This window comes from Variovorax sp. UMC13 (genome assembly GCF_014170375.1).
Lineage (GTDB): Bacteria > Pseudomonadota > Gammaproteobacteria > Burkholderiales > Burkholderiaceae_C > Variovorax.
On sequence record NZ_LZZW01000042.1, the window covers coordinates 57,952 to 82,553 of the forward strand.

The 24,602-nt window shown below is 69.1% G+C and carries 19 protein-coding genes; 12 read left to right on the forward strand and 7 right to left on the reverse strand.

Annotated elements, in window-relative coordinates; translation table 11 throughout:
* Positions 1-40: 40 nt before the first annotated feature.
* On the reverse strand, positions 41-1,153 hold the full coding sequence (locus A9977_RS33620; protein WP_183029252.1) for a M14 family metallopeptidase: 1,113 nt from the start codon (positions 1,151-1,153) through the stop codon (positions 41-43).
* 102 nt (positions 1,154-1,255) lie between these two features.
* Between A9977_RS33620 and A9977_RS33625 the strand changes: the two genes are divergently transcribed.
* Together A9977_RS33625 and A9977_RS33630 are read left to right on the forward strand one after the other, a co-directional pair.
* Positions 1,256-2,749, forward strand: a complete 1,494-nt coding sequence (locus tag A9977_RS33625; protein WP_183029253.1) for a class I adenylate-forming enzyme family protein — start codon at positions 1,256-1,258, stop codon at positions 2,747-2,749.
* Between the two features lie 62 nt (positions 2,750-2,811).
* The gene (locus A9977_RS33630; RefSeq protein ID WP_183029254.1) at positions 2,812-3,798 is read left to right on the forward strand and encodes a tripartite tricarboxylate transporter substrate binding protein; all 987 of its coding nucleotides are present in this window, start codon (positions 2,812-2,814) and stop codon (positions 3,796-3,798) included.
* A 142-nt stretch (positions 3,799-3,940) separates the two neighbouring features.
* On the opposite strand, the gene A9977_RS33635 is transcribed toward A9977_RS33630, so the two are convergent.
* Positions 3,941-5,332: a PLP-dependent aminotransferase family protein gene (locus A9977_RS33635; protein ID WP_183029255.1), complete on the reverse strand. Its 1,392-nt coding sequence runs from the start codon at positions 5,330-5,332 to the stop codon at positions 3,941-3,943.
* A 355-nt stretch (positions 5,333-5,687) separates the two neighbouring features.
* On the opposite strand from A9977_RS33635, the gene A9977_RS33640 reads away from it, so the two are divergent.
* From A9977_RS33640 to A9977_RS33675, 8 genes are all read left to right on the forward strand, one after another.
* Positions 5,688-6,170: an MSMEG_0572/Sll0783 family nitrogen starvation response protein gene (locus tag A9977_RS33640; RefSeq protein ID WP_183029256.1), complete on the forward strand. Its 483-nt coding sequence runs from the start codon at positions 5,688-5,690 to the stop codon at positions 6,168-6,170.
* Between the two features lie 134 nt (positions 6,171-6,304).
* The gene (locus A9977_RS33645) at positions 6,305-7,354 is read left to right on the forward strand and encodes a Nit6803 family nitrilase (protein WP_183029257.1); all 1,050 of its coding nucleotides are present in this window, start codon (positions 6,305-6,307) and stop codon (positions 7,352-7,354) included.
* Positions 7,317-8,387, forward strand: coding sequence for an MSMEG_0568 family radical SAM protein (locus tag A9977_RS33650; RefSeq protein ID WP_183029285.1), 1,071 nt, complete (start codon positions 7,317-7,319; stop codon positions 8,385-8,387). Before A9977_RS33645 ends, A9977_RS33650 begins: the two co-directional genes overlap by 38 nt.
* Positions 8,388-8,390: 3 nt before the next feature.
* Positions 8,391-8,993 carry an MSMEG_0567/Sll0786 family nitrogen starvation N-acetyltransferase gene (locus A9977_RS33655; protein WP_183029258.1) on the forward strand — a complete coding sequence of 201 codons (603 nt, stop codon included), beginning with the start codon at positions 8,391-8,393 and terminating at the stop codon, positions 8,991-8,993.
* Between the two features lie 97 nt (positions 8,994-9,090).
* Positions 9,091-10,047 (forward strand): sll0787 family AIR synthase-like protein, encoded by a 957-nt coding sequence (locus A9977_RS33660; RefSeq protein ID WP_405054725.1) that lies wholly within the window; start codon positions 9,091-9,093, stop codon positions 10,045-10,047.
* Positions 10,040-11,248 (forward strand): MSMEG_0565 family glycosyltransferase, encoded by a 1,209-nt coding sequence (locus tag A9977_RS33665; protein ID WP_183029259.1) that lies wholly within the window; start codon positions 10,040-10,042, stop codon positions 11,246-11,248. Before A9977_RS33660 ends, A9977_RS33665 begins: the two co-directional genes overlap by 8 nt.
* An 11-nt stretch (positions 11,249-11,259) precedes the next feature.
* Positions 11,260-11,544, forward strand: a complete 285-nt coding sequence (locus tag A9977_RS33670) for an MSMEG_0570 family nitrogen starvation response protein (protein ID WP_183029260.1) — start codon at positions 11,260-11,262, stop codon at positions 11,542-11,544.
* A 22-nt stretch (positions 11,545-11,566) separates the two neighbouring features.
* Positions 11,567-12,871, forward strand: coding sequence for an MSMEG_0569 family flavin-dependent oxidoreductase (locus A9977_RS33675; protein ID WP_183029261.1), 1,305 nt, complete (start codon positions 11,567-11,569; stop codon positions 12,869-12,871).
* A gap of 182 nt (positions 12,872-13,053) precedes the next feature.
* Here the strand turns inward: A9977_RS33675 and A9977_RS33680 are convergent, their stop codons facing one another.
* Positions 13,054-14,040 (reverse strand): hypothetical protein, encoded by a 987-nt coding sequence (locus tag A9977_RS33680; RefSeq protein WP_220812279.1) that lies wholly within the window; start codon positions 14,038-14,040, stop codon positions 13,054-13,056.
* A gap of 340 nt (positions 14,041-14,380) precedes the next feature.
* Between A9977_RS33680 and A9977_RS33685 the strand changes: the two genes are divergently transcribed.
* Positions 14,381-16,495: an alpha/beta hydrolase domain-containing protein gene (locus tag A9977_RS33685; RefSeq protein ID WP_183029262.1), complete on the forward strand. Its 2,115-nt coding sequence runs from the start codon at positions 14,381-14,383 to the stop codon at positions 16,493-16,495.
* A gap of 34 nt (positions 16,496-16,529) precedes the next feature.
* Here A9977_RS33685 and A9977_RS33690 read toward each other — a convergent pair whose 3' ends face one another.
* The 3 genes from A9977_RS33690 to A9977_RS33700 form a co-directional block, all read right to left on the reverse strand.
* Positions 16,530-18,260, reverse strand: coding sequence for a CocE/NonD family hydrolase (locus A9977_RS33690; protein ID WP_183029263.1), 1,731 nt, complete (start codon positions 18,258-18,260; stop codon positions 16,530-16,532).
* Between the two features lie 63 nt (positions 18,261-18,323).
* On the reverse strand, positions 18,324-20,093 hold the full coding sequence (locus tag A9977_RS33695) for a CocE/NonD family hydrolase (RefSeq protein ID WP_183029264.1): 1,770 nt from the start codon (positions 20,091-20,093) through the stop codon (positions 18,324-18,326).
* 111 nt (positions 20,094-20,204) lie between these two features.
* The gene (locus A9977_RS33700) at positions 20,205-21,935 is read right to left on the reverse strand and encodes a CocE/NonD family hydrolase (RefSeq protein WP_183029265.1); all 1,731 of its coding nucleotides are present in this window, start codon (positions 21,933-21,935) and stop codon (positions 20,205-20,207) included.
* A gap of 248 nt (positions 21,936-22,183) precedes the next feature.
* Here A9977_RS33700 and A9977_RS33705 point away from each other — a divergent pair, with 248 nt between their 5' ends.
* Entirely contained in the window at positions 22,184-23,221 is a 1,038-nt protein-coding gene (locus tag A9977_RS33705) for an AraC family transcriptional regulator (RefSeq protein ID WP_183029266.1), read from the forward strand.
* Here the strand turns inward: A9977_RS33705 and A9977_RS33710 are convergent.
* Positions 23,209-24,594 (reverse strand): NAD-dependent succinate-semialdehyde dehydrogenase, encoded by a 1,386-nt coding sequence (locus tag A9977_RS33710; RefSeq protein ID WP_183029267.1) that lies wholly within the window; start codon positions 24,592-24,594, stop codon positions 23,209-23,211. The genes A9977_RS33705 and A9977_RS33710 overlap by 13 nt on opposite strands.
* Positions 24,595-24,602 lie beyond the last annotated feature (8 nt).

Consider the following 24,602-nt stretch of genomic DNA (forward strand, 5'->3'; position numbering starts at 1 on the left):
CCCGATGCGCGCGTCCATGCGATGGGAGCCTTGCGCGGCCTCAGCCGGCCTGCGCGACGCCCGCGAGGGCGCGGTCGATGATGTCCTCGGACTGGGCCAGCACGCCGGCGCGCCAGTCGGGCGCGGCGGGATAGAAGGCCTCGCGGATGTCCTGCATCAGGCGTGCGCGCAGCGCGCGTCCGGCCTCGGTCCGGTCGTCGGCGTGCCGGGTGGCCCACAGCCATCGGGCGGCCATCGATGCGCGCTGCATCTGCGGCCGGGGCAGGGTGCCGAACTCGACCACCACCGCGGTCGTGCGCCGCGCCGGCAGCAGGGCCACGAAGGCGTCGACCAGCAGGCCCTGGTAGTTCGCGACCGCCTTGTGCGTCACGCCCTCGCGGTTGACCGCGCGCTCGCCCCACCAGCGGCGCGCGCGCTCGTAGGGTGCCGAGCCCGGCGCATGGAAGCACAGGAAGACGTGGCCGCGCTCGGGACCGATGCCGGTGTGGAAGTCGATGAAGGCAGCCGATTCCGCCACCTGCAGATGGTCGGCCACGGCCTGCCTGAAGGCCTTGTTGGACCATTGTTCGCGCGCGCCGCCATAGAAGATGCCGTCGTCATGCGTGTACTGGCCGCCGTTGAAGGCATCGGAATAGCGCTGTTCGCCGACCGCTTCGCGCAGGGCGGAAAGCCGCTCGAAGAGGCGCGGGACTTCGTCTTCGTCCCAGTCCGCCTGATCGATCAGCGCATGCACCTGCGCGTAGCCCGGATTGGCGGGCAGCGGCCGGCCGAAGTCGACGAAGTTCCGGTTGAGGTCGACGTTCTCCTCGGTGAAGCGCAGCGCATGGGCGAAGCCCCAGGGGTTGTGCGCATGGAAGAACAGCACGGCCGTGTCGGCGGGCAGGTGGCCCGGCCGGAAGCGGCGCAGCCAGTGCGTCTGCGCCGCGGAGCCGGAGTAGCCCTCGATGCCATGGGTGCCGCAGCCCACGGCGAGCACATGCCGCGCATCGGCCGGCCCGAGGCGCGCGACGTCGAGGCACAGCGCCTCGCCCGCCGGACCCACCTGCGCGGGATGGCGGTATTCGGTCAGGGCCGCGCCCGCCGCGCGCGCCGCCTCCAGGAACTTCGACCGCGCCTCGGCGTAGGTCTCGGAAAACACGGAAAGACTGTTCATGCTTCAACTTTGCATCGTTTTGAAATGAGCTTCCATGCTATTGAAATTCATTGAAAAATAATTCCAATTTCTATTGCTTTCTATTGGGAAAAAGAAAACCTCATGTGGAAAAACCTCGGTGACTTGATAGACCATTCCAAGGCCGGCGAAGCCATCGCCCTGGTGGACTGCGGACGCGGCGACGTGCCGATGCACTACAGCTACGCGCAGCTCGATGCGCGCATCCGCGCCTGCGCGCGGGGCCTGTTGCGTTCGGGCCTGAAGGCCGGCGACGCGGTCGCGATCCTGAGCATGAACCGGCTCGAGTTCATCGTCGCCTACCTGGCGACGCTGCAGGCGGGCCTGGTGACGGTGCCGGTCAACCACAAGCTCGCCCGGGAGTCGGTCGAATTCATCCTGCGGGACTGCAACGCGTCGATGGCCTTCGTCGACGCGGCCCGCAAGCCGCTGGTGCCGCCCGGGATGCGCACCGTGTGTTTCGACGACGAAAGCTGGGTCGACTTCCAGGACGCGGGCCGCTTCGAGCCGGCCGCCGTCGATCCTTCCGACTGCGCCATGATCCTCTACACCTCCGGCTCCACCGGCCGACCCAAGGGCGTGAAGCTGTCGCATGGCGGGCAACTCTGGTCGGTGAAGTCCCGCTTCCGCACCCGCGCCTCGTACGAGACCGAGTGCTTCCTCGTCGCGGCGCCGCTGTTCCACATGAACGCGCTCACCAACTGCAAGTTCGCGCTGGCCGGGCATGCGCGCATCGTGCTGATGCCGCAGTTCGAGGTGCTGAAGTTCATCGACGCCATCGAGCGCCACGGCGTGACCTGGGTGACCTCGGTGCCGACCATGATGGCGATGGTGGTGCGCGAGCAGGCGGCGCTGTCGAAGATCGACACCACGCGCGTGCGCTTCATCCGCCTGGGTTCCGCCCCGGCGACCGGGCAGCTCTACGAGGCGCTGTCCAGTGCCTTTCCCGCGGCCACGATCGCCGGCGGCTACGGCACGACCGAGGCCGGCCCGATCGTCTTCGGTCCCACCGAGGGGCGCGCGCTGCCACCGAACGGCGGCCTGGGCTGGCCCCTGCCGGACGTCGAGGTCCGCCTGGTCGATCGCGCGGGCCGCGAGGCCGACGAAGGCGAACTCTGGATGCGCACGCCGGCCAACCTGCTGGGCTATCTGAACCTGCCCGAGCAGACCGCGAAGGTGCTCACGCCCGATGGCTGGTACATCTCCGGCGACATCTTCCGCCGCGACGCCACGGGCTGCTATCACTTCGTGGGCCGCGCGGACGACATGTTCAATTGCGGCGGCGAGAACATCTACCCGGGCGAGGTCGAGCAGGTCATCGAGAAGATGCCCGAGATCCTGCAGGCTTGCGTCGTGCCGGTGGCGGACGAGATCAAGGGCCAGAAGCCGGTCGCCTTCGTGGTCGTGCGTTCGGGCATGCGCACCGACGAGAACGCGGTCAAGCAGTTCGTGCTGGCCAACGCACCCGCCTACCAGCATCCGCGGCGCGTGGTCTTCGTCGACGCACTGCCGCTGGCCGCCACCAACAAGGTCGACCGGCGCCAGCTCATGCAGCGCGCGGCCGCGCTCGCGGCCTGAAGGCCGCCGCTTCCTTCCGTCCTTCCGTCCTTCCTTTCTTCTCCGTCACTTCCGAGGCTCACATGAACGCAATCCTTTCCCGTTTCGTCGCCGCGTGCACGCTGGCCGTCATCGCATCGGCGCCCGCCCTGTCGGCGGCGACGGAGGCGGGCTACCCGACCCGTCCGGTCCAGCTCGTGGTGTCCTTTCCGCCGGGCGGCTCCTCCGACTTCTTCACCCGCTCGATCGCGAACGAACTCTCCAAGGCCTGGGGCCAGCCGGTGGTGGTGGACAACCGCCCGGGCGCCGGCGGCAACATCGGCGCCCAGTTCGCGGCGCGCGCGCGGCCCGACGGCTACACGCTCTACATGAGTTCGCTCAACACGCATGCGATCAACCCGACGCTGTACAAGAACCCGGGCTTCGACCACGTCAAGGACTTCACGCCGATCTCCAAGATCGCGACGGTGCCCAACGTGCTGGTCGTCAATCCGGCCCTGCCGGTGAAGTCGGTGGCGGAGCTGGTCAAGCTCGTGAAGAGCGAACCTTCCAAGGCCTTCTACGCGAGCTCCGGGACAGGCACCGGGCCGCACATCTCCATGGAGCTGTTCAAGAGCATGACGGGCACGCAGATGACCCACGTGCCCTACAAGGGCAGTGCGCCCGCCATGGCCGACGTGATGGCCGGCTCGGTGCCGATGGAGATGGACAACCTGCCGGCGGTGATCGCGCAGATCAAGGCGGGCAAGCTGCGCGCGCTGGCGATCTCCTCGAAAACGCGTTCGCCGGAACTGCCGGACGTGCCGACGATGGTCGAGGCCGGCGTGCCGGGCTACGAGGTCACCTCGTGGTGGGCGATGTTCGCGCCGGCCGGCACGCCGCCGGAGATCGTGGCGAAGGTCAATGCCGACGTGGTCAAGGCGCTCAACGCTGCGCACACCAAGGAGCAGTTCGCCAAGCAGGGCGCCACGCCCGCGCCGTCGACGCAGGCGGAACTGGCCGAGCTGGTCCGGACCGAGACCGCGCGCTGGAGCAAGGTGATCAAGGACGCCGGGATCACGGCGGACTGAGGAAGGCCTTTGGAAAGCCGCCCGCAACCTGCATCCAGGACCGGTTCCGGGTCGGCGCGTGAGGCGAGCGCCCAGGGGCGCGGCGTCATCGAGACAAGCTCGCATGCCGAGGCCTTCTAGTGTCTCCTGGAACCGCCGGCGACTACATCACCGTCGCATGCGGATGCAGCGGATGGGCCAGCGTGTCGGCGATCAGCCGCAGCGCATGGTCGCAGGCCTCGCGCGACATCGGGCCGCCCAGGCAGATGCGCACCGCCTCGGGCGGGGCGCCGTCGGTGGAGAAGGCCGCGCTCGCGACCACGCCCACGCTCTGCGAACGCAGGTAGGAGGCGAACTCCACCGTGCTCCAGGCCGAGCTCAGCGGCAGCCACAGATGGAAGCCCTCGCTCGGCGCACCGACACCGTAGGCGCCCAGGTGGCGGGCCGCCATGGCCTGCCGCACCGCCGATTCGCCGCGCACGGCCTGCAGCATCGCGTCGGCGGTGCCGTCCTCGACCCACAGCGTCGCGAGCGCGTTGGTGATCGGCGAGGCCATCACGGTGGTGGCGCGCAGCGCACCCGCGAGGCGCTGCGACTGTCGCGCGCTGGGTGAACGCACGTAGGCATTGCGCAGGCCCGCGCCCAGGGTCTTGGAGAAGCCGGTGATGTAGTAGGTGAGCTCGGGCGCCAGCGTGGCGATGGCCGGCGGCATCTGGCGCGGCAGCAGGCCGTAGGCGTCGTCCTCGATGATCGGGATCGCATAGCGCAGCGCGATGTCGGCCAGCGCTTCGCGCCGCGCGCGCGAGACGGTGGCGGTGGTCGGGTTGTTGAGCGTGGGGTTGATGCACAGCGCCCTGGGCTTGAGCGTCCTGCAGGCGTGCTCGAAGGATTCGCCGATCGGCCCTTCCTCGTCGAGCGGTAGCGCATGCAGCTGGATGCCCAGCTGCGTGGCGATGGCCTTCACGCCCGGATAGGTCAGCGCCTCGACGCAGATCAGCTCGCCGGGCCGCGCGAGCTGCGAGAACAGCGCGGTCAGCACGCTGTGGATGCCGGGGCACACCAGCAGCTGGTCGATCCGGCAGTCGGGGATGCGCGCGCGAATCCACTGCATGCCGGCCTCGCGGTCGCGTGGCGTGCCGCCGAAGTCCTGGTAGCGCAGCAGGTCGTAGGGGTCGGTGTCGCGCATCACACGGGCCGCGCTGGCCTGCATGCGATCGAGCAGGGCCGCATCCTGCGGCTCGGGCGGCAGGTTCATCGACATCTCGGCACCGCCGCCGCCGCGCAGCGGCACCGCCGGGCTGGTGCCGCGGATGAAGGTGCCGGTGCCCGAGCGCGAATCGATCAGCCCGCGCTTGCGCGCCTCGGCATAGCCACGCGCCACCGTCGTGTAGTTCAGCCGCAGGTCGGCCGCCAGGTCGCGCAGCGTGGGCAGCTTGTCGCGGGCGGTGAGCCGGCCGGTGCGGATGTCCTCGGCGATCAGGTCGGCGAGCAGCAGGTAGGCCGGCTTGTCGCTGGCGTCCAGCCGCTTCTGCCATTGCTGGGTGGTCTTGTCCATCGCGTGCTCCGTCGAAGTTGATCGCATGGCTTGATCGGATCGATCGGAGGTGATGAACGCATGAAGCGTGCCGCCGGCAGAGGGCGGGAATGCATGGATCGTGTGCATCGGCATCCAATGATCGGGTGCATTGATTGCATGGAAACGCATCAATCGGGTGCGGCGCGGCGGGCTGCGATGGGCCCGAGGCCGCCCGCGACATGCGGCGCGAAATTTTTTTCGGGGCCGCATGGCGCACGCCTGCTGATTGATCGCGCATTGATCGCACGCCACCGCGGCCGAGGTGGCACACCGCATGCGAAAGAGAAGGGCGCGCAAGCCCTTTTTTTTCATCCATCCCTCCACGGAGTCCCGCATGCCCCAAGTCACCAAAGCCCCCAACGTCACCGGCGAACACCTGGTCGACTACGAACAGAAAGTCTTCGAGGACGTGAAGGCCGACCCCGGCGAGAAGGCGCTGGTCACCTTCCACACCGTGGCCTTCGAAGGCTCGATCGGTTTCGTCAACCTGCTGCAGGCCACGCGCCTCAAGCGCAAGGGCTACGAAACCTCGGTGCTGCTCTACGGCCCGGGCGTCACGCTGGGCGTGCAGCGCGGCTTCCCCACGCTCGGCGACGAGGCCTTTCCCGGCCACCAGAACTTCAACAAGCAGATCGTCAAGTTCATGGAGGAGGGCGGCAAGGTCTACGCCTGCCGCTTCGCGCTGCAGGCGCTGTACGGCCACGGCGAAGGCGCGCTGATCCCGGGCATCGTGCCGATCAACCCGCTCGACGTGCTGGACATCGTGCTGCTGCACAAGAAGGCCGGCGCGGTGATCCTCGACACCTGGACGCTGTGACATGTCCACCCCCAGTCTTTGCGCACTTCGTGTCGCTTCGCCAACCCCCTCGCCGGGGGCGACACCAGCGGCCCGGCAAAGCCGGTTCCGCGGTGTCTCCCGCGAAGAGCGGACGCTGCGGGGGAGTCGCTGAAATGGCCCGAATCGTTCGTGCCGCGGCCGTCCAGATCGCGCCCGACTTCGAGAACGTCGACGGCACCCTGAACCGGGTGTGCGCGGCGATCGACGAGGCCGGCGCCCAGGGCGTGCAGCTGGTGGTCTTCCCCGAGACCTTCGTGCCCTACTACCCGTACTTCTCCTTCGTGCAACCGCCGGTGCTGCAGGGGCCGGCGCACCTGCGGCTGATGGAGCGCGCGGTGGTGGTGCCGGGCCCGGTCACGCTGGCGGTGGCCGAGCGGGCGCGCGCCCACGGCATGGTGGTGGTGCTGGGCGTGAACGAGCGCGACCATGGCAGCCTCTACAACACGCAGCTGGTGTTCGATGCCGACGGCAGCTTGCGGCTCAAGCGCCGCAAGATCACGCCGACCTACCACGAGCGCATGGTCTGGGGGCAGGGCGATGCAGCCGGGCTCAAGGTGGTCGACACCGCCGTCGGCCGCGTGGGTGCACTGGCCTGCTGGGAGCACTACAACCCGCTGGCGCGCTATGCGCTGATGGCGCAGCACGAGGAGATCCACTGCGCGCAGTTCCCCGGTTCGCTGGTCGGGCCGATCTTCGCCGAGCAGATGGAGGTCGCCATCCGCCACCACGCGCTCGAGTCGGGCTGCTTCGTCGTCAACGCGACGGGCTGGCTCAGCGATGCGCAGATCCAGGCCATCACGCCCGATGCCGGCCTGCAGAAGGCGCTGCGCGGTGGCTGCCACACGGCCATCGTCTCGCCCGAAGGCAAGCACCTGGCACCGCCGCTGAGCGAAGGCGAGGGCATGGTCATCGCCGACCTCGACATGGCGCTGATCAGCAAGCGCAAGCGAATGATGGACTCGGTCGGCCACTACGCGCGGCCCGAGCTGCTGAGCCTGGCCATCAACGAACGACCCGCCGCCACCACCTTTGCGATGCCCGCGGGCGCACCTGCTTCTCCTTCGCTCCCTACCAACGGAATCACTCCCCATGACCACGACAGCCTCTCCCTCCAGCCGGCAGTTGATGACCGAGTTGCAGTCCTTCGGGTTGCGGCTGGCTGACCCTTCGGCCGGCGCGGCCAGCCGCCGTGGCGGCGCGGGTCCGTCGGACCACAAGGCCGTGGTGGTCGACGGCCACACGATCATGGTGCCGGTGCACACGTCCACCGCCTGGCACTCGCCATTCACCGCGCAGGCGCCCGACGCGATGGGCCAGAGCACGCTCACGCGTGGCACGATCCCCATCGCGCGCATCAGCTTTCCCACGCAGCCGCGCTTCTACGGCATGCAGACCTTCGATGGCGTGCCCTATTCGCAGATCGCCACGCTGCACGGCAGCGACGTGCTGGCCACCACGGTGCTGCAGACCTGCATCCGCTACGAGAGCCGCAGGAAGACCTGCAAGTTCTGCGCGATCGGCCAGTCGCTCGCGGCCGGCCGCACCATCGCGCGCAAGACGCCCGAGCAGCTGGCCGAGGTGGCGCGGGCCGCGGTGCTGCTCGACGGCGTCAAGCACATGGTGTTGACCACCGGCACGCCCAACGCCACCGACCGCGGCGCGCAGATCCTTTGCGAGAGCGCGTTCGCGATCAAGGCCGCGGTCGATCTGCCGATCCAGGGCCAGTGCGAGCCGCCCGACGACGACCGCTGGTTCGCGCGCATGAAGGCGGCCGGCATCGACACGCTGGGCATGCACCTCGAGGTGGTCACGCCCGCCGTGCGCGAGAAGATCATGCCGGGCAAGGCCAGCGTGCCGATCGCGCGCTACATGAGCGCCTTCGAGGCGGCCGTCGGCGTGTTCGGCCGCGGCCAGGTCAGCACCTACATCCTGGCCGGGCTGGGCGACACGCGCGAGGCCATCCTCGAGATCTGCGATGCGCTGCTGGCGCTGGGCGTGTACCCCTTCGTCGTGCCCTTCGTGCCGATCGGCGGCACGCCGCTGGAAGATCATCCCGCCCCGACGCCCGCCTTCATGCAGTCGATCCTGCAACCACTGGGCCAGCGCGTGGCCGCGGCCGGGCTGCGCTCGGGCGACATCAAGGCGGGGTGCGGCAAGTGCGGGGCGTGTTCGTCGCTGTCCGTCTACGAGGGTTGAACCATGTGTTGCATCGACGATGTGATCGAGCCCCTCGTGCACTACGCGCCCGTCGAGTTCCTGGTGCGCGAGGCCGCGCAGCCCTGGGAGCGCGACGAGGCCCATGCGCTGCGGCGCGCGGTGTTCTGCATCGAGCAGGGCCTGTTCGTCGGCGACGACCGCGATGCCGTCGACGACCGCGCGCAGCTGCTGGTCGCGATGTCCTGCATCGGCGGCATGCCCGACCAGGTCGTGGGCACGGTGCGCATCCACGAGGAAGCGCCGGGGCTCTGGTGGGGCTCGCGGCTTGCGGTGCACGCGGCTTTCCGAAGCCAGGGCCACCTGGGCGCGACGCTGATCCGGCTGGCCGTCACGCGCGCGCATGCGCAGGGCGCTCACGGCTTCATGGCCCATGTGCAGGCGCAGAACGAGGCGCTGTTCCACAAGCTGCACTGGCGCACGACCGGCACGCTCGCGATCCACGGCCGGCCGCATGTGGCGATGCAGCCCGACTTCGCCTTCTATCCGCCGTGCCATGACCCGGTGAGCGGCTTCGTGTCGCGAGCGCGTTCCTCTTTTTCCGCGCCCGCCGCGAGCGGGCAGGACGAGGGCCGCAGCCGTGGATAAGGTCGCTTCGCACACCGAAGGCCCGGGGCCCTCACCCCGACCCTCTGCCAGAGGGAGAGAGGGGAATGCCGAGGCGCTGCACGAGATCGTCATCGCCTTGCGCGACAGCCGCGGCTTCGCCCACAAGCGCGACATCAGCGACATCGTGACCGCGCTGGGCCAGGCCCTGCCCGGTGGCGGCGCGGACCTGGGCCAGGCCGTGCCGCTCGGCGACGACTGCGCGGCCATCCCCGATGGCCATAGCGGCTACCTGCTGTTCGCCATCGAGGGCCTGGTCGAGGACTTCATCGAGCGCATGCCCTGGTTCGCGGGCTACGCGGGCGTGATGGTCAACGTGAGCGACATCTATGCGATGGGCGGCCGGCCGACGGCGGTGGTCGACGCGCTCTGGAGTGCCGGCATGCAGCCGGCCGACCAGATGCTCCAGGGCATGGCCGAGGCCTCGTCGAAATACGGCGTGCCGATCGTCGGCGGCCACAGCAACAACCGCAGCGTGCGGCCGCAGCTCGCGGTCGCGATCCTCGGCCATGCGAAGAGGCTGCTGACCAGCTTCAGCGCGCGGCCCGGCGACCTGCTGCTGATGGCCATCGACCTGCGCGGCGCCTACCAGGAGCCTTTTCCCTACTGGAACGCCTCGACCACCGCACCCGGCGCACGCCTGCGTGCCGACCTCGAACTGCTGCCCGCGCTGGCCGAGGCCGGCCTGTGCGATGCCGCCAAGGACATCAGCATGGCCGGCGCCATCGGCACCACGCTGATGCTGCTCGAGTGCTCGAAGGTGGGCGCGACCCTCGACCTCGACGCCATCCCGCGGCCCGCGGGCGTGCCGCTGCTGCGCTGGCTCACCTCCTTCCCCAGCTTCGGCTTCGTGCTCAGCGTGCGGCCCGAGGCGCTGGGCGAGGTGCTCACGCGCTTCGCGGCGCGCGACATCGCCTGCCAGGTGGTGGGCGAGGTCGACGACAGCCGTACGCTGATGCTGAAGCAGGGCGACGCGCGCCAGCTGCTGTGGGACCTGAACACCGATGCCTTCATCGGCGAGGCCCGCCATGCGTGACGCGCCGCTCAAGATCGGCCTGCTCACCCATTCGGTCAACCCGCGGGGCGGCGTGGTCCACACGCTCGAGCTCGGGCATGCGTTGCACGATGCGGGCCACGACGTGACGGTGATGGCGCCCGCATCGCCGGGCCAGCGCTTCTTCCGTCCCGTGCGCTGCGTCACGCGGCTGATCCCGGTCGACGCTGCACCGCGCGACATGGTGGCGATGGTGGGGTCGCGCATCGAGGCCTTCACCGCGTCCATCGGCGCACTGCTCGAGACCGCGCGTTTCGACGTGCTGCACACGCACGACCCGATCGGCGGCAATGCGCTCGCCAACCTGGTGGACGCGGGACGCATCGAGGGCTTCGTGCGCACGGTGCACCACCTCGAAGTCTTCGACGACGTGCAGCTCATGCGCTGGCAGTCGCGCGGTTTCCAGGCCGCGCGGCAGGTGTTCTGCGTGAGCCGGCTCTGGCAGCGCATGCTGGCCGAAGACCATGGCGTGGGCGCTTGCGAAGTGCGCAACGGTCTTCAGCACGGTCGCTTCAGTCCGCTGCGGCAAGCCACCGACGCGGCGCTCGCGCGGTGCCTGGGCGTGCGCACCGGCGCGCCCGTGGTGCTGGCGCTGGGCGGCATCGAGGCGCGCAAGAACACGGTGCGGCTGCTGCAGGCCTTCGTGCTGTTGCGCGCCCGCTGGCCGGAGGCGCAGCTCGTGATCGCGGGTGGCGCGAGCCTGCTCGACCATGCAGCGTATGCACGCGAGTTCGCAGCCCTGGCGCAGGCCAGTGGCCTGGCCATCGGTCCGGGCGCAGCCATCGTGCGCACCGGCGCGCTGTCCGACGAAGACATCCCGTCGCTCTACCGGCTGGCCGACGTGGTCGCGATGCCTTCGCTCAACGAGGGCTTCGGCCTGGTCACGCTGGAGGCGCTGGCCAGCGGCGTGCCGATCGTCGTCTCGCGCATCGCGCCCTTCACCGAGTACCTGGGCGAGGCCGATGCGCATTGGGCCGACCCGCTGCATTCGGCCTCAATCGCAGAGGCGCTGCAGGCCGCGCTCACGTCACGCTCGCCTGCACGGACCGCGGCGATGGCGGCAAGCGCCGCGCGCCTGGGCGCCACCTTCAGCTGGGCCGCGAGCGCGGCCCGCCATGTGCAGCTCTACCGCGAGGGCCTGCACGGCAGCGCCGCGGCCGCTGCGCGATCCATCCCCTGTTGAGGACCCCTCCCATGCCCGTCATGCATTTCCACGTCCGCTGGCCCGACCAGAGCGAGACCCGTTGCTACTCGCCCTCGCTGGTCGTGCAGGACTTCCTCACGCCCGGCCAGGCCTATGAGCTGCCCGACTTCCTGGGCCGCACGCGCGAGGCGCTGGGCATCGCGTCGGAGCGGGTGCGCGCCAAGTTCGGCTTCGCCTGTTCGCAGGCGATGGACCAGCTCGGCGAGATCGAGCACATCGCCGCCCGCTTCGCCGACCGGCCCGATGCGCGGGTCACCGTGCTCGGCTTCGACTGACCGCTTCCAAAGGACTTCCATCATGACCCCACCCAAGACCACTCACTACAGCGTCGTCATCGTCGGCGGCGGCCAGGCCGGCCTGTCGCTGAGCCACGGCCTGCAGCAGCGCGGCATCGACCATCTCGTGATCGAGAAGCGCACGCTGGTGCATTCCTGGCGAACCCAGCGCTGGGATTCCTTCTGCCTGGTCACGCCCAACTGGCAGTGCGACCTGCCGGGCTGGTCGTACACCGGCGGCGATCCGCACGGCTTCATGGTGAAGGACGAGATCAACGCCTGGCTCGCGGGCTTCGTCGAGCAGGTGCAGGCGCCGGCGCTCGAGGGCGTGACGGTCGAGAAGGTCTCGCCTGTCGCGGCTTCGGGCGAGGCCGTGCGCTACACCGTCGACACCAGCGCGGGCCGCTTCACCGCCGACCAGGTGGTGGTGGCCTCGGGCGGCTACCACAAGCCGGTGGTGCCGCGCATGGCCGAGAAGCTGCCCTCGTCGATCGTGCAGTACCACTCGGCGCAGTACCGCAACCCCGCGCAGTTGCCCGAGGGCGGCGTACTGGTGGTGGGCTGTGGCCAGTCGGGCGCGCAGATCGCGGAAGACCTGCACCTGGCGGGGCGGCAGGTCTACCTCGCGACCGGCAACGCGCCGCGCTGCGCGCGCTTCTACCGCGGCAAGGACGTGGTCGACTGGCTGGCCGACATGGGCTACTACGACATGCCCGTCACGCAGCACCCCTTGCGCGAGGGCGTGCGCGACAACACCAACCATTTCGTCACGGGCCGCGACGGTGGGCGCGACATCGACCTGCGGCGCTTCGCCGCCCAGGGCATGGAGCTGTTCGGCCTGCTCACGGGGCTGGAGGGCGAGGTGCTCGAATTCCAGCCCAACCTGCGCGAGAACCTCGACCATGCGGATGCGATCTTCAACGGCATCAACGCCTCGATCGACCGCTTCATCGCCAGCCGCGGCATCGAGGCGCCGCTGGGCGAGCCCTATGTGCCGGTGTGGGAACCCGCGCAGGAGCGCACGCGCCTGAATCTGCGCGAAGCCGGCATCACCAGCGTGCTGTGGTGCATCGGCTTCCTGCCGGATTTCGCCTGGGTCGATGCGCCGGTGTTCAACGGGCGCGGCGAGCCGGTGCACCTGCGCGGCGTGACCGGGCAGCCCGGCCTCTACTTCCTGGGCCTGCCCTGGCTGCACACCTGGGGATCGGGTCGTTTCTCGGGAGTGGCGCGCGATGCGGACTATCTGGCGGCGCGGATTGCGGGCCGGATCGAAGGCGCGGCCCCGCCGCTCGAGGGGGCTGCAGCCGCGGTGCCTCAACTGCTCTGAGCGCACGCCGAGGGTGTCTGTTCACCCTCGCTCCGCATCACGCAGATCGGTCCGCCGGATCCATCTCGGATCCGGCCTGGGGCTCAACGGAAGAACAGGGCGATCAGGATGATGATCGGGATCGGCACGCCAAGGAACAGCAGAAGAAGTGAGCGCATGGTGAAGTCCTTTCTTGGTGAAGTTCAGAGATCGCGGCGACGACCGCCGTAGGTCGCGGCGAAGCTGGCAACGAAGGCGCCGAGCAGCAGCGAGACGACCAGCCACAGGGCACCGTAGGCGGTCGCCTTGCGCGCGGTGTCCGCGGCCTCCTTGGTCTTGGTCTTCGCCTCGTTGAGCGTGGATTGCGCCTTGGCATAGGTGTCGTTCACGCGCTTCTCGGCGTCCTGCTGGCTCAGGCCCGTGCGTTGCGCCACGATCTGGCCCACGTACTTGGCGTCCTCAGGGGGCAGGGTGCCGGTGCGGATGCTGTTGAGGAAGATGCGGCTGACCTCGGCGCCGGCCTCACGCGTCCCGCGCTCGGGCATCGCGGGTGCCATCGGTGCGGCGGCCGCGCTGGCGTCCGCTGCGGGCGCTGCGTTGGCGGAAGCTTCCTTGCGGAACAGCGAATCGATGAAGTAGCCCATCGGCCCGCTGTTGTCGGTGTCCGACGCATTGCTCGCTGCAGCGCCGGCGGCACCGGCGCCTGCCACCGTCGCCGCGGAAGCCACGCCGCCGACGGCCGTGGCGCCCGCCTGTGCGCCGGCACCGACGATCGAGCCGACGACCGAGGTCAACAGCGCGGCGGTCAGCAGGGTCGCGACGGACCAGGCCAGGAAGCCGTGGGCCGTGTCGCGGAAATAGACCTCGTCGGTGTGGATGCCGGCCCACTTGGTCCGCAGCCGTCCCGCCAGGTAGCCGCCCATGCCCGAGGCGGCGATCTGCGTGAAGCTGAGCCATAGGATGGCCGCGATGCCGATGGACGCCGCGCTGGCGCCCTGGTTCGTCCAGGGACTGACGGACGAGAAGCCCAGGCCGGTGCCCAGCAGAAGAAGCACCAGGGACAGCGATGCCGCCCCTGCCGCGCCTGCGAAGATCGCGCCCCAGGAGACGCCACTGGTTTGTCGCGAACCCTCGATGGACGCTGCGTCCTGGAGCTGGGCTGCGAGAGGTGGTTCGGAGTAGGTGGCCATTGCAGATCCTCATTTGTTGGAGGAACGCAATCTCGCGCTCGGCTGCCGATGCACCGGTCATCCCCCGGCCTGAGACGCGGTAGGCCGCGCGCCCGTCGGGGGTTCAGCATTCGCGCGGCTGTGACGGTCGGCGGCAGGCGGCATGCGCCGATCCGATCGGCGCACAGGCATGGCCTCCGCAACGCGATCCGAGCCGCTTCCAGTGATCTGGTTTCTCGATGGATTGATTCGATCTTTCGATTTCACGGATCAGAAAGCCAAACTTAAAGTGCGCCCGTGCAACCCACGGAAGCCGAACGGCACGGGGGTTGACGCAGACATCCAAAACAGGAGACAAACCATGAGAACACGTTGGAGCCTCGGGGCTGCCACGGTGGCTTCGGCCGCCCTTTTGATGAGCGCATGCGGGGGTAGTGGTGGGGGTGGCCGCGCGCCGCAGCCGTCCGACAACACGCCGACGGTCCCGCCACCGGTGGTGGCCAAGGCACCGCAATCGCGGCTGGCCATCGCGAGCACCGAGGACGTGCCCGGCAGCTTCGGCAGCGTCGGCGCCTACGAGAAGGTCACGGGCACCTTCACCGGCGAAGTCGACCCCGCCGACGCGCGCAACGCCATCATCCAGGACCTGACGCTGGCGCCGCGCAACGCCAACGGCATGGTCGAGTACCGCTCGGACTTCGTGCTCTTCAAGCCCAAGGACATGGCGAAGGCCAACGGCGTGCTGCGCTACGACGCTCCCAACCGCGGCAACATGGTGGCGCTCGATCCCTATTTCGCCTCGCGCGGTTATGTGTTCCTCACGGCGGCCTGGCAGGGCGATGTGCCGGCCGGCCCCGGCAAGCTCACGCTGAAGGTGCCGGTCGCGAAGAACGCCGACGGCAGCACGATCACCGGTGCCTACCGCGCCGAACTCACGACCGGCGTCGCGACGCCGAACTCGCTGACGCTGCCCGCCAGCGCGGCCAATGCCGCCATGCAGGCCTATGCGCCCGCGAGCCTGGACAACACGCAGCCGGGCTATGCGCTGACGCGGCGCTTCAACGAGAGCGATCCACGCCAGCCGATCGCCGCCGCCGACTGGAAGTTCGCCCGCTGCAGCGCGGCCCAGCCCTTCCCCGGCACGCCCGACGAGACCAGCGTGTGCCTCAAGGGCGGCTGGGACCCGGACTACATCTACGAACTGGTCTATGTCGCCAAGGACCCGAAGGTGATGGGCCTGGGCCTCGCGGCGCTGCGTGACATCGTCACCTTCTTCCATCGCGACGCGCGCGATGCGGCCGGCACGGCCAACCCGGTGGCAGCCGCGATCCGCCACACCATCGCCTCGGGGGTCTCGCAATGCGGCAACTTCATGAAGACCTTCGTGCACCTGGGCTTCAACGAGGACCGGGCGGGCGGCAAGGTCTTCGACGGCGTGTTCGCGCAGATCGCGGCGCGGCAGAACAACGTCAACATGCGCTTCGCAATCCCCGGCGGCGGGGGCGGCGTGCGCATCGATCACACTGCCTTCGGCCAGGCGGCCACGCGCGGCCTGGCGAAGGACTATGTGGACGACGTGGCGCAGCGCCAGGGCGGCATCCTCGCGCGCTGCGAAGCCAACGGCACCTGTCCCAAGCTCTTCATCGGCTTCAGCGGCACCGAGTTCTGGACCCTGCAGGGCTCGCCCCTGCTGACCGATGCCTGGGGCACGCGCGACCTGGTGCAGCCCGACAACGCCCGCATCTACTTCTATGCGAGCTCGCACCACCTGCTCGGTTTCCCGTCGATGACCGGGCCCGATGCGGCCGCCATTCTGGGGCCCGACTCCAACGGCCGCTACCGCACCAACGGCAACACCGCGGTCCTTCCGGTGGTGCGCGCGCTCTACCAGAACCTTGAGGACTGGGTGCTCAAGGGCCTGACGCCGCCCGACAGCGTGGTGCCGAAGATCGCGGACGGCACGCTGGTGCGCCCCGAGCGGGTGGCGTTCCCGAACATTCCCGGCGTGACGTACACCGGCCTGGTCAACACCTATCCCTTGCTGGACTGGGGCCCGAAGTTCAAGGCGCAGGACGAGAGCGGCATCGCCGCCACGGTGCCACCGATCGCGCTGAACCGCGACTACGCGATCCTCGTGCCGCAGGTGGATGCGGACGGCAACGACATCGCTGGCATCCGCAGCCTGGACATCGCCGTGCCGCTTGCGACCCAGACCGGATGGAACACCACCAGCCGGCCCGGGCGGATCGACCAGGCCGGGCTGGTGGGATCGATGTTCCCCTTCGCCAAGACCCGCGCCGAGCGGCTGGCCGCCAACGACCCGCGCCTGTCGATCGCCGAGCGCTATGGTGACCAGGCCGGCTACGTGGCGGCGGTCCAGCAGGCGGCGGACCGACTGGTGGCGCAACGCTTCCTGCTGCGCGCCGATGCGGACGCGGCCGTGGCGGCCGCGAGGGCGAATCCCGTGCTGCCCTGATCGCCCACTGGCGGATGGCGTCCCGTTGCGGGTGTCAGCGCGTCGGCAGCACCAGCGTCGCCTGCCGCGCCGGATCGAACTCGAAGCGCAGGCCGAAGCGCTCACCCGGGTGCACCGGGGACGCATAGAGGCTCTCGGCGGTGTCGATCACCACGCCGATGTGATGGCCCGCGGGCACGTCGTAGGCCGTGGCCGAGAAGTCGAGCGGCAGGTCGAGCGTCTGCCCCGCCGTGGCCCAGTGCAGCGTGGTGGCGCCGTGGGTGATCAGCACGCCGGTGCCGATCGCGTCCACGTCGTAGAGGTAGGCCGAGACCTGCGCGCGGGCCTGCGTGGGCGTGACGCGCAGGTTCAGCTTCGGAATGCCCCGGATCTTCTGCACGCGCTCGAGCGCGGGGGCCTCGAAGCGGATGCCCGAGGCCAGCGCCACCGAGGGCAGTGAATTGACCACCGGGATGTTCACGCTCTCACCGAAGGTCGAGACGATGGGCAGGGCACCGCTGGTCGCGGTGGTGTCGGAGAAGTTCTGGATCAGGTCGGAGCCCTTGGCGCTGTTGGGCGAAGAAGAGATCGAACCCTTGTCGCCCTTGCCGCAGAGGCAGGCGGGGTCAAAGCGCGGCAGGCCGCGCGGGCCCAGGTAGTAGGTCTGGTCGCGGAGTTCGGGCGCGGGCCAGGTGGCAAAGGATTCGCGCTGCTCGCTGAACTTGATCTGCATCGTGAGCTTGGGCTCGGTGTCGATGCCGTTGGGGATGCCCTTGAGCCAGCGGTCGAACCAGCGGTGGGCCTGGTCGTAGGGGTAGTTGTCCACATCGAGCAGCGCGCCGGCCCCTTCCGCGCTCGCATGGACACCGGGGTTGAGCACCATCTTCTTCGGTCCCGTGAGCGCGGCGAACATCGCCAGCGTCGAGTTGGGCGTGAACAGGTCGTCCTGGAAATTGTGGCTGATGAAGATCGGTGCGTTGCGCGCATTGAGTGCGTCCACATGGCTCGAGGGCGAGCTCGGCTTGAAGCCCTCGAGGATCTCGTCGATCTTCGACTGTGGCGTGTCGGGGTTCATCAAGGCCAGCGTGTTCTGCTGCCATTCGGGCGAGAGCCGCCCGGTCACCTTGCCGCCCAGGGTGAGCAGGCTGCCCCACGTCAGGTTGTAGGTGCCACGGGGGTAGAGCTCGTCGGCCATCGAGCCCCAGCCCGACAGCGCGGCGGCGGTCTTGATGCGCGGGTCGCGCGCCATCGCGAGCATGGACAGGCCCGCGCCGTAGGAGATGCCGCTGGTGGCGATGTTGTCCGGATCCACCGGGGCGTTGGCCAGCAACCAGTCGATCACCGAGGACACGTCGCGCACGTCCTGCGGTCCTGCGCCACCGATCACGCCTTCGGACAGGTAGAAGCCGCGCGCCGTGTAGCTGGCCACGACATAGCCGTCCTTGGCCAGTCGCTGCTGCTGGCCGACGTACTCGATGCGGCCGGGGGCGCCGAAGCTGCCGATCATCAGAACGGTCGGGAACTTCTGCGTGGCGCGGGTGCGCCGCGGCAGGAAGAGATTGGCCGCGAGCTGGGTGCCGTCGAAGCTGGTGATGGTCACGGCCGGCAGCCAGCAGGTGCCGTCGATGGGCGAGACGATGCCGGGGGATTGCACAGGGTCGGTGAAACGGGCCGCCTCCGGTGGGGTGGGCAGCCGGCACAGCTCGGAGGCGGTCTGGGCCAGGGTGGTGGCGGAGGCCAGCGCGAAGGCGAGGCCGAACATGGGTCCACGCAGGGACAGCGTCATGGGATTTCTTTCGGGTGGGGCGCGATGGGGAGGGCCCGACCTTGGTGCGTCGGGCCGGCGCATTCAGTGAGTCGGGCCCCAGAATGGCGGATAGAAGGGCAGGCCGGGCACCGGAAGTTGCAGCGTCGACTGGCTTTCCGGGCCGAACTCGAATCGCACGCCGAAACGTTCGCCGGGGTTCACGGGCGGTGCGTACAGGCTGTCCTTGGTGTCCAGCACGACGCCGATGTGGTGGCCCGCAGGCACGTCGTAGGCGGTGCCGGAAAACTCGATCGGCAGGTCGATGGCCTGGCCGGGCGTGGCCCAATGCACGCTGGCCGTGCCGTGGGAGATCAGCACCCCGGTGCCGATCGCATCGACGTCGTACAGGTAGGCCACCAACTGGGCACGTGCCTGCGATGGCGTGACGCGCAAACGCAGCTTGGGAATCCCCCGGATCTTTTGAACCTGCTGCAGCGCGGGGCCCTCGAAACGGATGCCCGTGGCCAGCGCGACCGAGGGCAGCGCGTTGATCACCGGCACATTCAGGGTTTCGCCCAAGGTGGACAGGATGGGAATCGGTCCGCTGGTGGCCGTGGTATCGGCGAAGTTCTGGATCAGGTCGGAGCCCTTGGCACTGTTGGGCGTCGACGAGATGGAGCCCTTGTCGCCCTTGCCGCAGAGGCACGAAGGGTCGAAGCGCGGCGTGCCGCGCGGGCCCAGGTAGTAGGTTTCGTTTCCGAGGTTGCGCGCGGGCCAGTTGTCGAAGGACTCGCGCCGGTCGCTGAACTTGAGCTGCATCGTCACCTTGGGCTCGGTGTCGATGCCGTTGGGGATGCCCTTGAGCCAACGGTCGAACCAGCGATGGGCCTGGTCGTAGGGATAGTTGTCGATGCCCAGCAGCGCGCCCGGCAATTCGGCTGAGGCATGAATGCCGGGGCTGAAGATGATCTTCTTGGGCACTGTGAGGCGGGCGAACATGTCCAGTGTCGAGTTGGGCGTGAACAGGTCGTCCTGGAAGTTCTTGCTGATGAACACCGGCGCGCCACGGGCATTGATGGCGTCCACGTAACTCGACGGCGAGCGCAGATCGCTCCATTCCCGGAGTTCGGCGATGCGCGCGGCCGAGGTGTCGGGGCTCATGATGGCCAGCATGTTGGGGTTCACCTCGGGACCGAGACGGCCGCCCGTGTTGCCGAGCAGGGCCAGGAGCGAGCCCCAGGTCACGTTGGGCGAGCCCGCCGGGTAGAGCTCGTCGATCAGCGAGCCCCAGGTGGAGAGTGCCGCCACGGTCTTGATCCGCCGGTCGTGCGCCAACGCGATCAGCGAGATGCCACCGCCGTGGGAGATGCCGCTGGCGCCGATGTGGTTCACGTCCACGGGTGCGTTGGCGAGCAGCCAGTCGATCACCGAGGACACGTCGCGCACGTCTTCGGGCGCGGCCACGTGGACCTGGCCTTCCGAGAGGCCGAAGCCGCGCGTGCTGTAGCTCGCCACCACGTAGCCGTCCTTGGCCAGTCGCCGTTGCTGGCCTGTGTACTCGATCCGGCCCCGGTTGGCCCAGCTGGCGACCATCAGCACGGTCGGGAACTTCTGCGTGGCGTCGGTGCGCCGCGGCAGGAAGAGATTGGCAGCGAGCTTCGTGCCGTCGAAGCTGGTGATGGTCACGGCCGGCAGCCAGCAGGTGCCGTCGATGGGCGAGACGATGCCGGGCGATTGCACGGGGTCGGTGAAGCGCGCGGCTTCCGGTGGCGTGGGCAGCCGGCACAACTCGGATGCGGTCTGGGCCTGGGTGGCGGTGGCGGCCAAGGCCAGGGCGATGCCCAGCAGTGGGCTGCGGAGGAGCGAAAGCATGGATGGACTCCTTGCAAAGAGGGACGGTCTCGCGGCCAGGCGCCGAGGCGCCGGGCCAGCGAAGTCACGGAGAAGCCGGCAGCGGCTGCCGGGACAAGACGAGGGTCGTCGTCAGAGCGTCGGCAGCACCAGCGTCGACTGCTGTTCCGGGCCGAACTCGAAGCGCACGCCAAAGCGCTCGCCCGGGTTCACCGGCGAGCCGTACAGGCTGTCGGTGGTGTCGAACACCACGCCGATGTGGTGGCCCGCGGGCACGTCGTAGGCCGTGGCCGCGAAGTCGAGCGGCACATCGATGGTCTGGCCCGGCGTGGCCCAGTGCAGCGTAGTGGCGTCATGGGTGATCAGCACGCCGGTGCCGATCGCGTCTACGTCGTAGAGGTAGGCCGAGATCTGCGAGCGCGCCTGCGTGGGTGTGACACGCAACTTGAGCTTGGCGATGCCGCGGATCTTCTGAACGCTGCGCAGCGCAGGGGCCTCGAAGCGGATGCCCGAGGCCAGCGCGACGGAGGGCAGCGAATTGATCACCGGGATGTTCAGGCCCTCGCCGAAGGTCGAGAGGATCGGTATGGGCCCGCTGGTCGCGGTGGTGTCGGAGAAGTTCTGGATCAGGTCCGAGCCCTTGGCGCTGTTGGGCGAAGAGGAGATCGAACCCTTGTCACCCTTGCCGCAGAAACAGCTGGGATCGAAGCGCGGAAGGCCGCGCGGGCCCAGGTAGTAGGTTTGGTCGCGGAGTTCCGGCGCGGGCCAGTTGGCGAAGGATTCGCGCCGGTCGCTGAACTTGATCTGCATCGTGACCTTGGGCTCGGTGTCGATGCCGTTGGGGATGCCCTTGAGCCAACGGTCGAACCAGCGATGGGCCTGATCGTAGGGATAGCTGGAGGTGCCGAGGAAGGCGCTGAGCAGTTCGGCACCGGCATGCACGCCGGGGTTGAAGACGATCTTCTTCGGCACCGTGAGCCGGGCGAACATCTCCAGCGTCGAGTTGGGCGTGAACAGGTCGTCCTGGAAGTTCTTGCTGAAGAAGACCGGCGCACCGCGCGCGTTGATCGCATCCACGTAGCTCGATGGCGAGCGCACCTTGCTCCATTCCCTGAGTTCGGCGACCTTCGCGGCCGGGGTGTTCGGGTTCATCGTGGCCTGCGTGATCTCGTTCAGCTCGGGCGCGGGGCGCCCCACGAGGTTGCCGCTGAGGCTGAGGATGGTGCCCCAGGTCAGGTTGGGTGTGCCGCGGGTGTACATCTCGTCGATCAGCGAGCCCCAGCCCGACAGTGCCGCCACGGTCTTGATCCGCTTGTCCTGGGCCAGGGCCATCAGGGACAGGCCGGCTCCGTAGGAGATACCGCTGCTGGCGATGTTGTTCACGTCCACGGGTGCGTTGGCGAGCAGCCAGTCGATCACCGAGGACACGTCGCGCACGTCTTCGGGCGCGGCCACGCGGACCTGGCCGCCGGAAACGCCGAAGCCTCGCGCACTGTAGCTGGCCGCCACGTAGCCGTCACTGGCGAGCTTCTGCTGCTGGCCGAGGTACTCGAGCCGGCCGGGCTCGGCCCAGCTGCCGATCATCAGCACGGTCGGGAATTTTTGGGTGGCGTTGGTGCGCCGCGGCAGGAAGAGGTTGGCTGCGAGCTTGGTGCCGTCGAAGCTGGTGATGGTCACGGCCGGCAACCAGCAGGTGCCGTCGATGGGCGAGACGATGCCCGGGGACTTCACGGGGTCGGTGAAACGGGCGGCCTCCGGTGGCGTGGGAAGCCGGCAGAGTTCGGCCGCGGTCTGGGCCTGCGTGGCCGGGGCGGCCAGCGCCAGGCTAAAGCCCAATGCTGTCCACAGTGAAGAAATGCGCATGAAATGTCTCCCTGACATCGTTTATTCGGGTTTTGTGCAATGCGCCTCGAACCTTCTGGCGCCTACGCTTTCTGACGATCGCCGTTCCCTCGGCACGCCAGGCCTGGGCCGGAGGCGCAAAGGGAACGCTGGCATCGTAGGAGCGCCTGCGATGGGGCGTCTTCGCTCGGCGGGCCAAACGCTTCGCTTCGCCGTGTGGGGTAAACCATGGGCGCGAGGACGGAAGAGACGCAAGGGAGCAGAAAAAAATGAGCGAGAGATCGACATCCGCGATCTGGGTGCGAGGCATCGTCGACGCGCTGTCGGCCACCGGCCTGGACATGGACCGCCTGTGTGCCGAGGCCGCGATCGACGGCCTGGCGCTGGCGGACGCGAGCGCGGCATATCCGACCGAGAAGATCACCTTGCTGTGGCAGCTCGCGCTGGCGCGATCGGGCGACCCGGCCATCGCCTTGCGCGCGGCCGAGGGCGTTCGTCCCGCGATCTTCGGCGTGGTGGGCTACGCGATGATGTCCAGCGCCAACCTGTCGAGCGCGCTGGAGCGCCTGATCCGCTACCTGCGGATCATCAGCCGCGCGGCCGCCGTGCGCGCCGTGCCGCAGGGCGACGGCACGGCCTTCATGCTGGAGCTGCACGGCGGCGCGGCACCCGTGTCGCGCCAACGCTTCGAGTTCGATCTGCTCACCATGCTGGCCTTCTGCCGCTGGGTGTTGGGACGCGAACTGCGGCCGCTGGCCGTGAGCCTGACGCACGAGGCGCCGCCCGACCCGCAGCCCTACCTGCAGGCCTTTCGATGCATGCCGCAGTTCGGCGCGCGCAGCAATGGCGCGGTGCTGGCGCGCGCGGACCTGGAGGCGGCGCTGCCCACCTTCCATCCGCAACTGGCCGAGCTGCACGACCGCTTCGTCGGCGACCGCATCGAGGCGCTGGAGCGGCCGCTGTCCACCTACACGCAACGTGTGCGCCAGATGGTGGCCGAGCGCCTGCCCGAGGGCGAGCCGGGTCGCACGGCCATCGCGCGCGCGCTGGGCGTGGCCGAACGCACCTTGCAGCGGCGCCTGCAGGACGAAGGCACGAGCTTCCATGCGCTGATCGACGAGACCCGCCGCGAAGGAGCCGAACGCCACCTGGCGCAGCCGCAGCTGTCACTGGCCGAGGTGGCCTACCTGCTGGGCTTCGCGAGCCAGGGCAATCTCACACGGGCCTGCCACCGCTGGTTCGACATGACGCCGGGGCAGTACCGCACACGGGCGGTGGCCGAGCCGGTGCCGCCTCAGCCGATGTAGACCAGCTTGGCGTTGGTCAGCTCGCGGGCGCCCAGCGCGCCGAGTTCGCGGCCGAAGCCCGAGCCCTTGACGCCGCCGAAGGACGCCCGCGGGTCCGAGCGCACGAAGTCGTTGATGAACACCGCGCCGGCTTCCACCGCCGAGGCGAGCTTGTGCGCGCGTTCGAGGTCGCGGCTCCAGATGGTGGCGCCCAGGCCGAACTCGGTGGCGTTGGCCAGCGCGATGGCTTCTTCGTCGGTCCTGAAGCTGAACAGCAGGGCCACCGGGCCGAAGATCTCTTCCTGCACGATGGGCGCGTCGTGCGACAGGCCCGCGATCACGGTGGGTGGGTAGAAATTGCCCGGGCCCTCGCCGGGCTGGCCGCCGCACAGCAGCGTGCCGCCTTGCGCCAACGCGGCCTGCACCTGCGCATGCACGCTCTCGCGCAGGTCGGCGCGTGCCAGCGGGCCCAGTTGCGTGTCGGGCTGCAGCGGGTCGCCCATGCGCAGCGCCGAGGCACGCGCGACGAAGGCGGCCTGGAACTTCCCGGCGATGGCTTCGTGAATGAAGAAGCGCTTGGCCGCAATGCAGCTCTGCGCGTTGTTGGAAAAACGCGAGGTCACGGCCAGCTGCACCGCGCGCTCGAAGTCTGCGTCCTCGCAGACGATGAAGGGGTCGGAGCCGCCCAGTTCGAGCACGGCCTTCTTGCCATGGGCACCCGCTTCCGCCGCCACCGCGCGGCCGGCCTGCGTGCTGCCGGTGACGGTCACGCTGCGCACGCGCGGGTCTGCCACCACGGCGGCCACGGCACCGCGGCGGATCGCCAGGTTCAGGTACAAGCCAGGAGGCGCGCCGGCGTCGAGCACCAGCCGTTCGAGCGCACGGGCGCAGCCCTGCACCGTCTCGGCATGCTTGACCAGCACGGTGTTGCCCGCCAGCGCGGTGGGGATGAAGAAGCGCAGCACCTGCCAGAAGGGCAGGTTCCAGGGCATGACCGCGAACACCGGGCCCAGGGATTCGTAGACCACCCGGGCGTTCATGCCCTCGATGGGCACGGGCGCCAGGTATGCCGGGCCCTGGTCGGCGAAGTGGCGCGCACCCAGGGCGGCCTTCTTCACCTCGGCGATGGCCTCGCCGATGGGCTTGCCCATCTCGGTGGTGATGAGGCGGCCGTAGGTCTCGGCGCGCTGCTCGAGCAGGTCGCCCAGGCGGTGCAGCATCGCGCTGCGCTCGGCCATGGGCGTGAGCGACCAGCGCTTCCAGGTGGCGTGGGACTGTGCGACGCGGGCTTCGATCTCGGCGCCCGCATGGGCGGCGTGGCGGGCCAGCGTTTCGCCGGTGGCGGGATCGGTCGACACGAAGTCGGCGGCTTGGGCGATGGAGCGTAGGGGCATGGGGGCGT

Coding starts and splice junctions, on each gene's coding strand:
- A9977_RS33620 (WP_183029252.1), bottom strand. CDS start 1,153: ATGAACAGTCTTTCCGTGTTTTCCGAGACCTACGCCGAGGCGCGGTCG.
- A9977_RS33625 (WP_183029253.1), top strand. CDS start 1,256: ATGTGGAAAAACCTCGGTGACTTGATAGACCATTCCAAGGCCGGCGAA.
- A9977_RS33630 (WP_183029254.1), top strand. CDS start 2,812: ATGAACGCAATCCTTTCCCGTTTCGTCGCCGCGTGCACGCTGGCCGTC.
- A9977_RS33635 (WP_183029255.1), bottom strand. CDS start 5,332: ATGGACAAGACCACCCAGCAATGGCAGAAGCGGCTGGACGCCAGCGAC.
- A9977_RS33640 (WP_183029256.1), top strand. CDS start 5,688: ATGCCCCAAGTCACCAAAGCCCCCAACGTCACCGGCGAACACCTGGTC.
- A9977_RS33645 (WP_183029257.1), top strand. CDS start 6,305: ATGGCCCGAATCGTTCGTGCCGCGGCCGTCCAGATCGCGCCCGACTTC.
- A9977_RS33650 (WP_183029285.1), top strand. CDS start 7,317: ATGACCGAGTTGCAGTCCTTCGGGTTGCGGCTGGCTGACCCTTCGGCC.
- A9977_RS33655 (WP_183029258.1), top strand. CDS start 8,391: ATGTGTTGCATCGACGATGTGATCGAGCCCCTCGTGCACTACGCGCCC.
- A9977_RS33665 (WP_183029259.1), top strand. CDS start 10,040: ATGCGTGACGCGCCGCTCAAGATCGGCCTGCTCACCCATTCGGTCAAC.
- A9977_RS33670 (WP_183029260.1), top strand. CDS start 11,260: ATGCCCGTCATGCATTTCCACGTCCGCTGGCCCGACCAGAGCGAGACC.
- A9977_RS33675 (WP_183029261.1), top strand. CDS start 11,567: ATGACCCCACCCAAGACCACTCACTACAGCGTCGTCATCGTCGGCGGC.
- A9977_RS33680 (WP_220812279.1), bottom strand. CDS start 14,040: ATGGCCACCTACTCCGAACCACCTCTCGCAGCCCAGCTCCAGGACGCA.
- A9977_RS33685 (WP_183029262.1), top strand. CDS start 14,381: ATGAGAACACGTTGGAGCCTCGGGGCTGCCACGGTGGCTTCGGCCGCC.
- A9977_RS33690 (WP_183029263.1), bottom strand. CDS start 18,260: ATGACGCTGTCCCTGCGTGGACCCATGTTCGGCCTCGCCTTCGCGCTG.
- A9977_RS33695 (WP_183029264.1), bottom strand. CDS start 20,093: ATGCTTTCGCTCCTCCGCAGCCCACTGCTGGGCATCGCCCTGGCCTTG.
- A9977_RS33700 (WP_183029265.1), bottom strand. CDS start 21,935: ATGCGCATTTCTTCACTGTGGACAGCATTGGGCTTTAGCCTGGCGCTG.
- A9977_RS33705 (WP_183029266.1), top strand. CDS start 22,184: ATGAGCGAGAGATCGACATCCGCGATCTGGGTGCGAGGCATCGTCGAC.
- A9977_RS33710 (WP_183029267.1), bottom strand. CDS start 24,594: ATGCCCCTACGCTCCATCGCCCAAGCCGCCGACTTCGTGTCGACCGAT.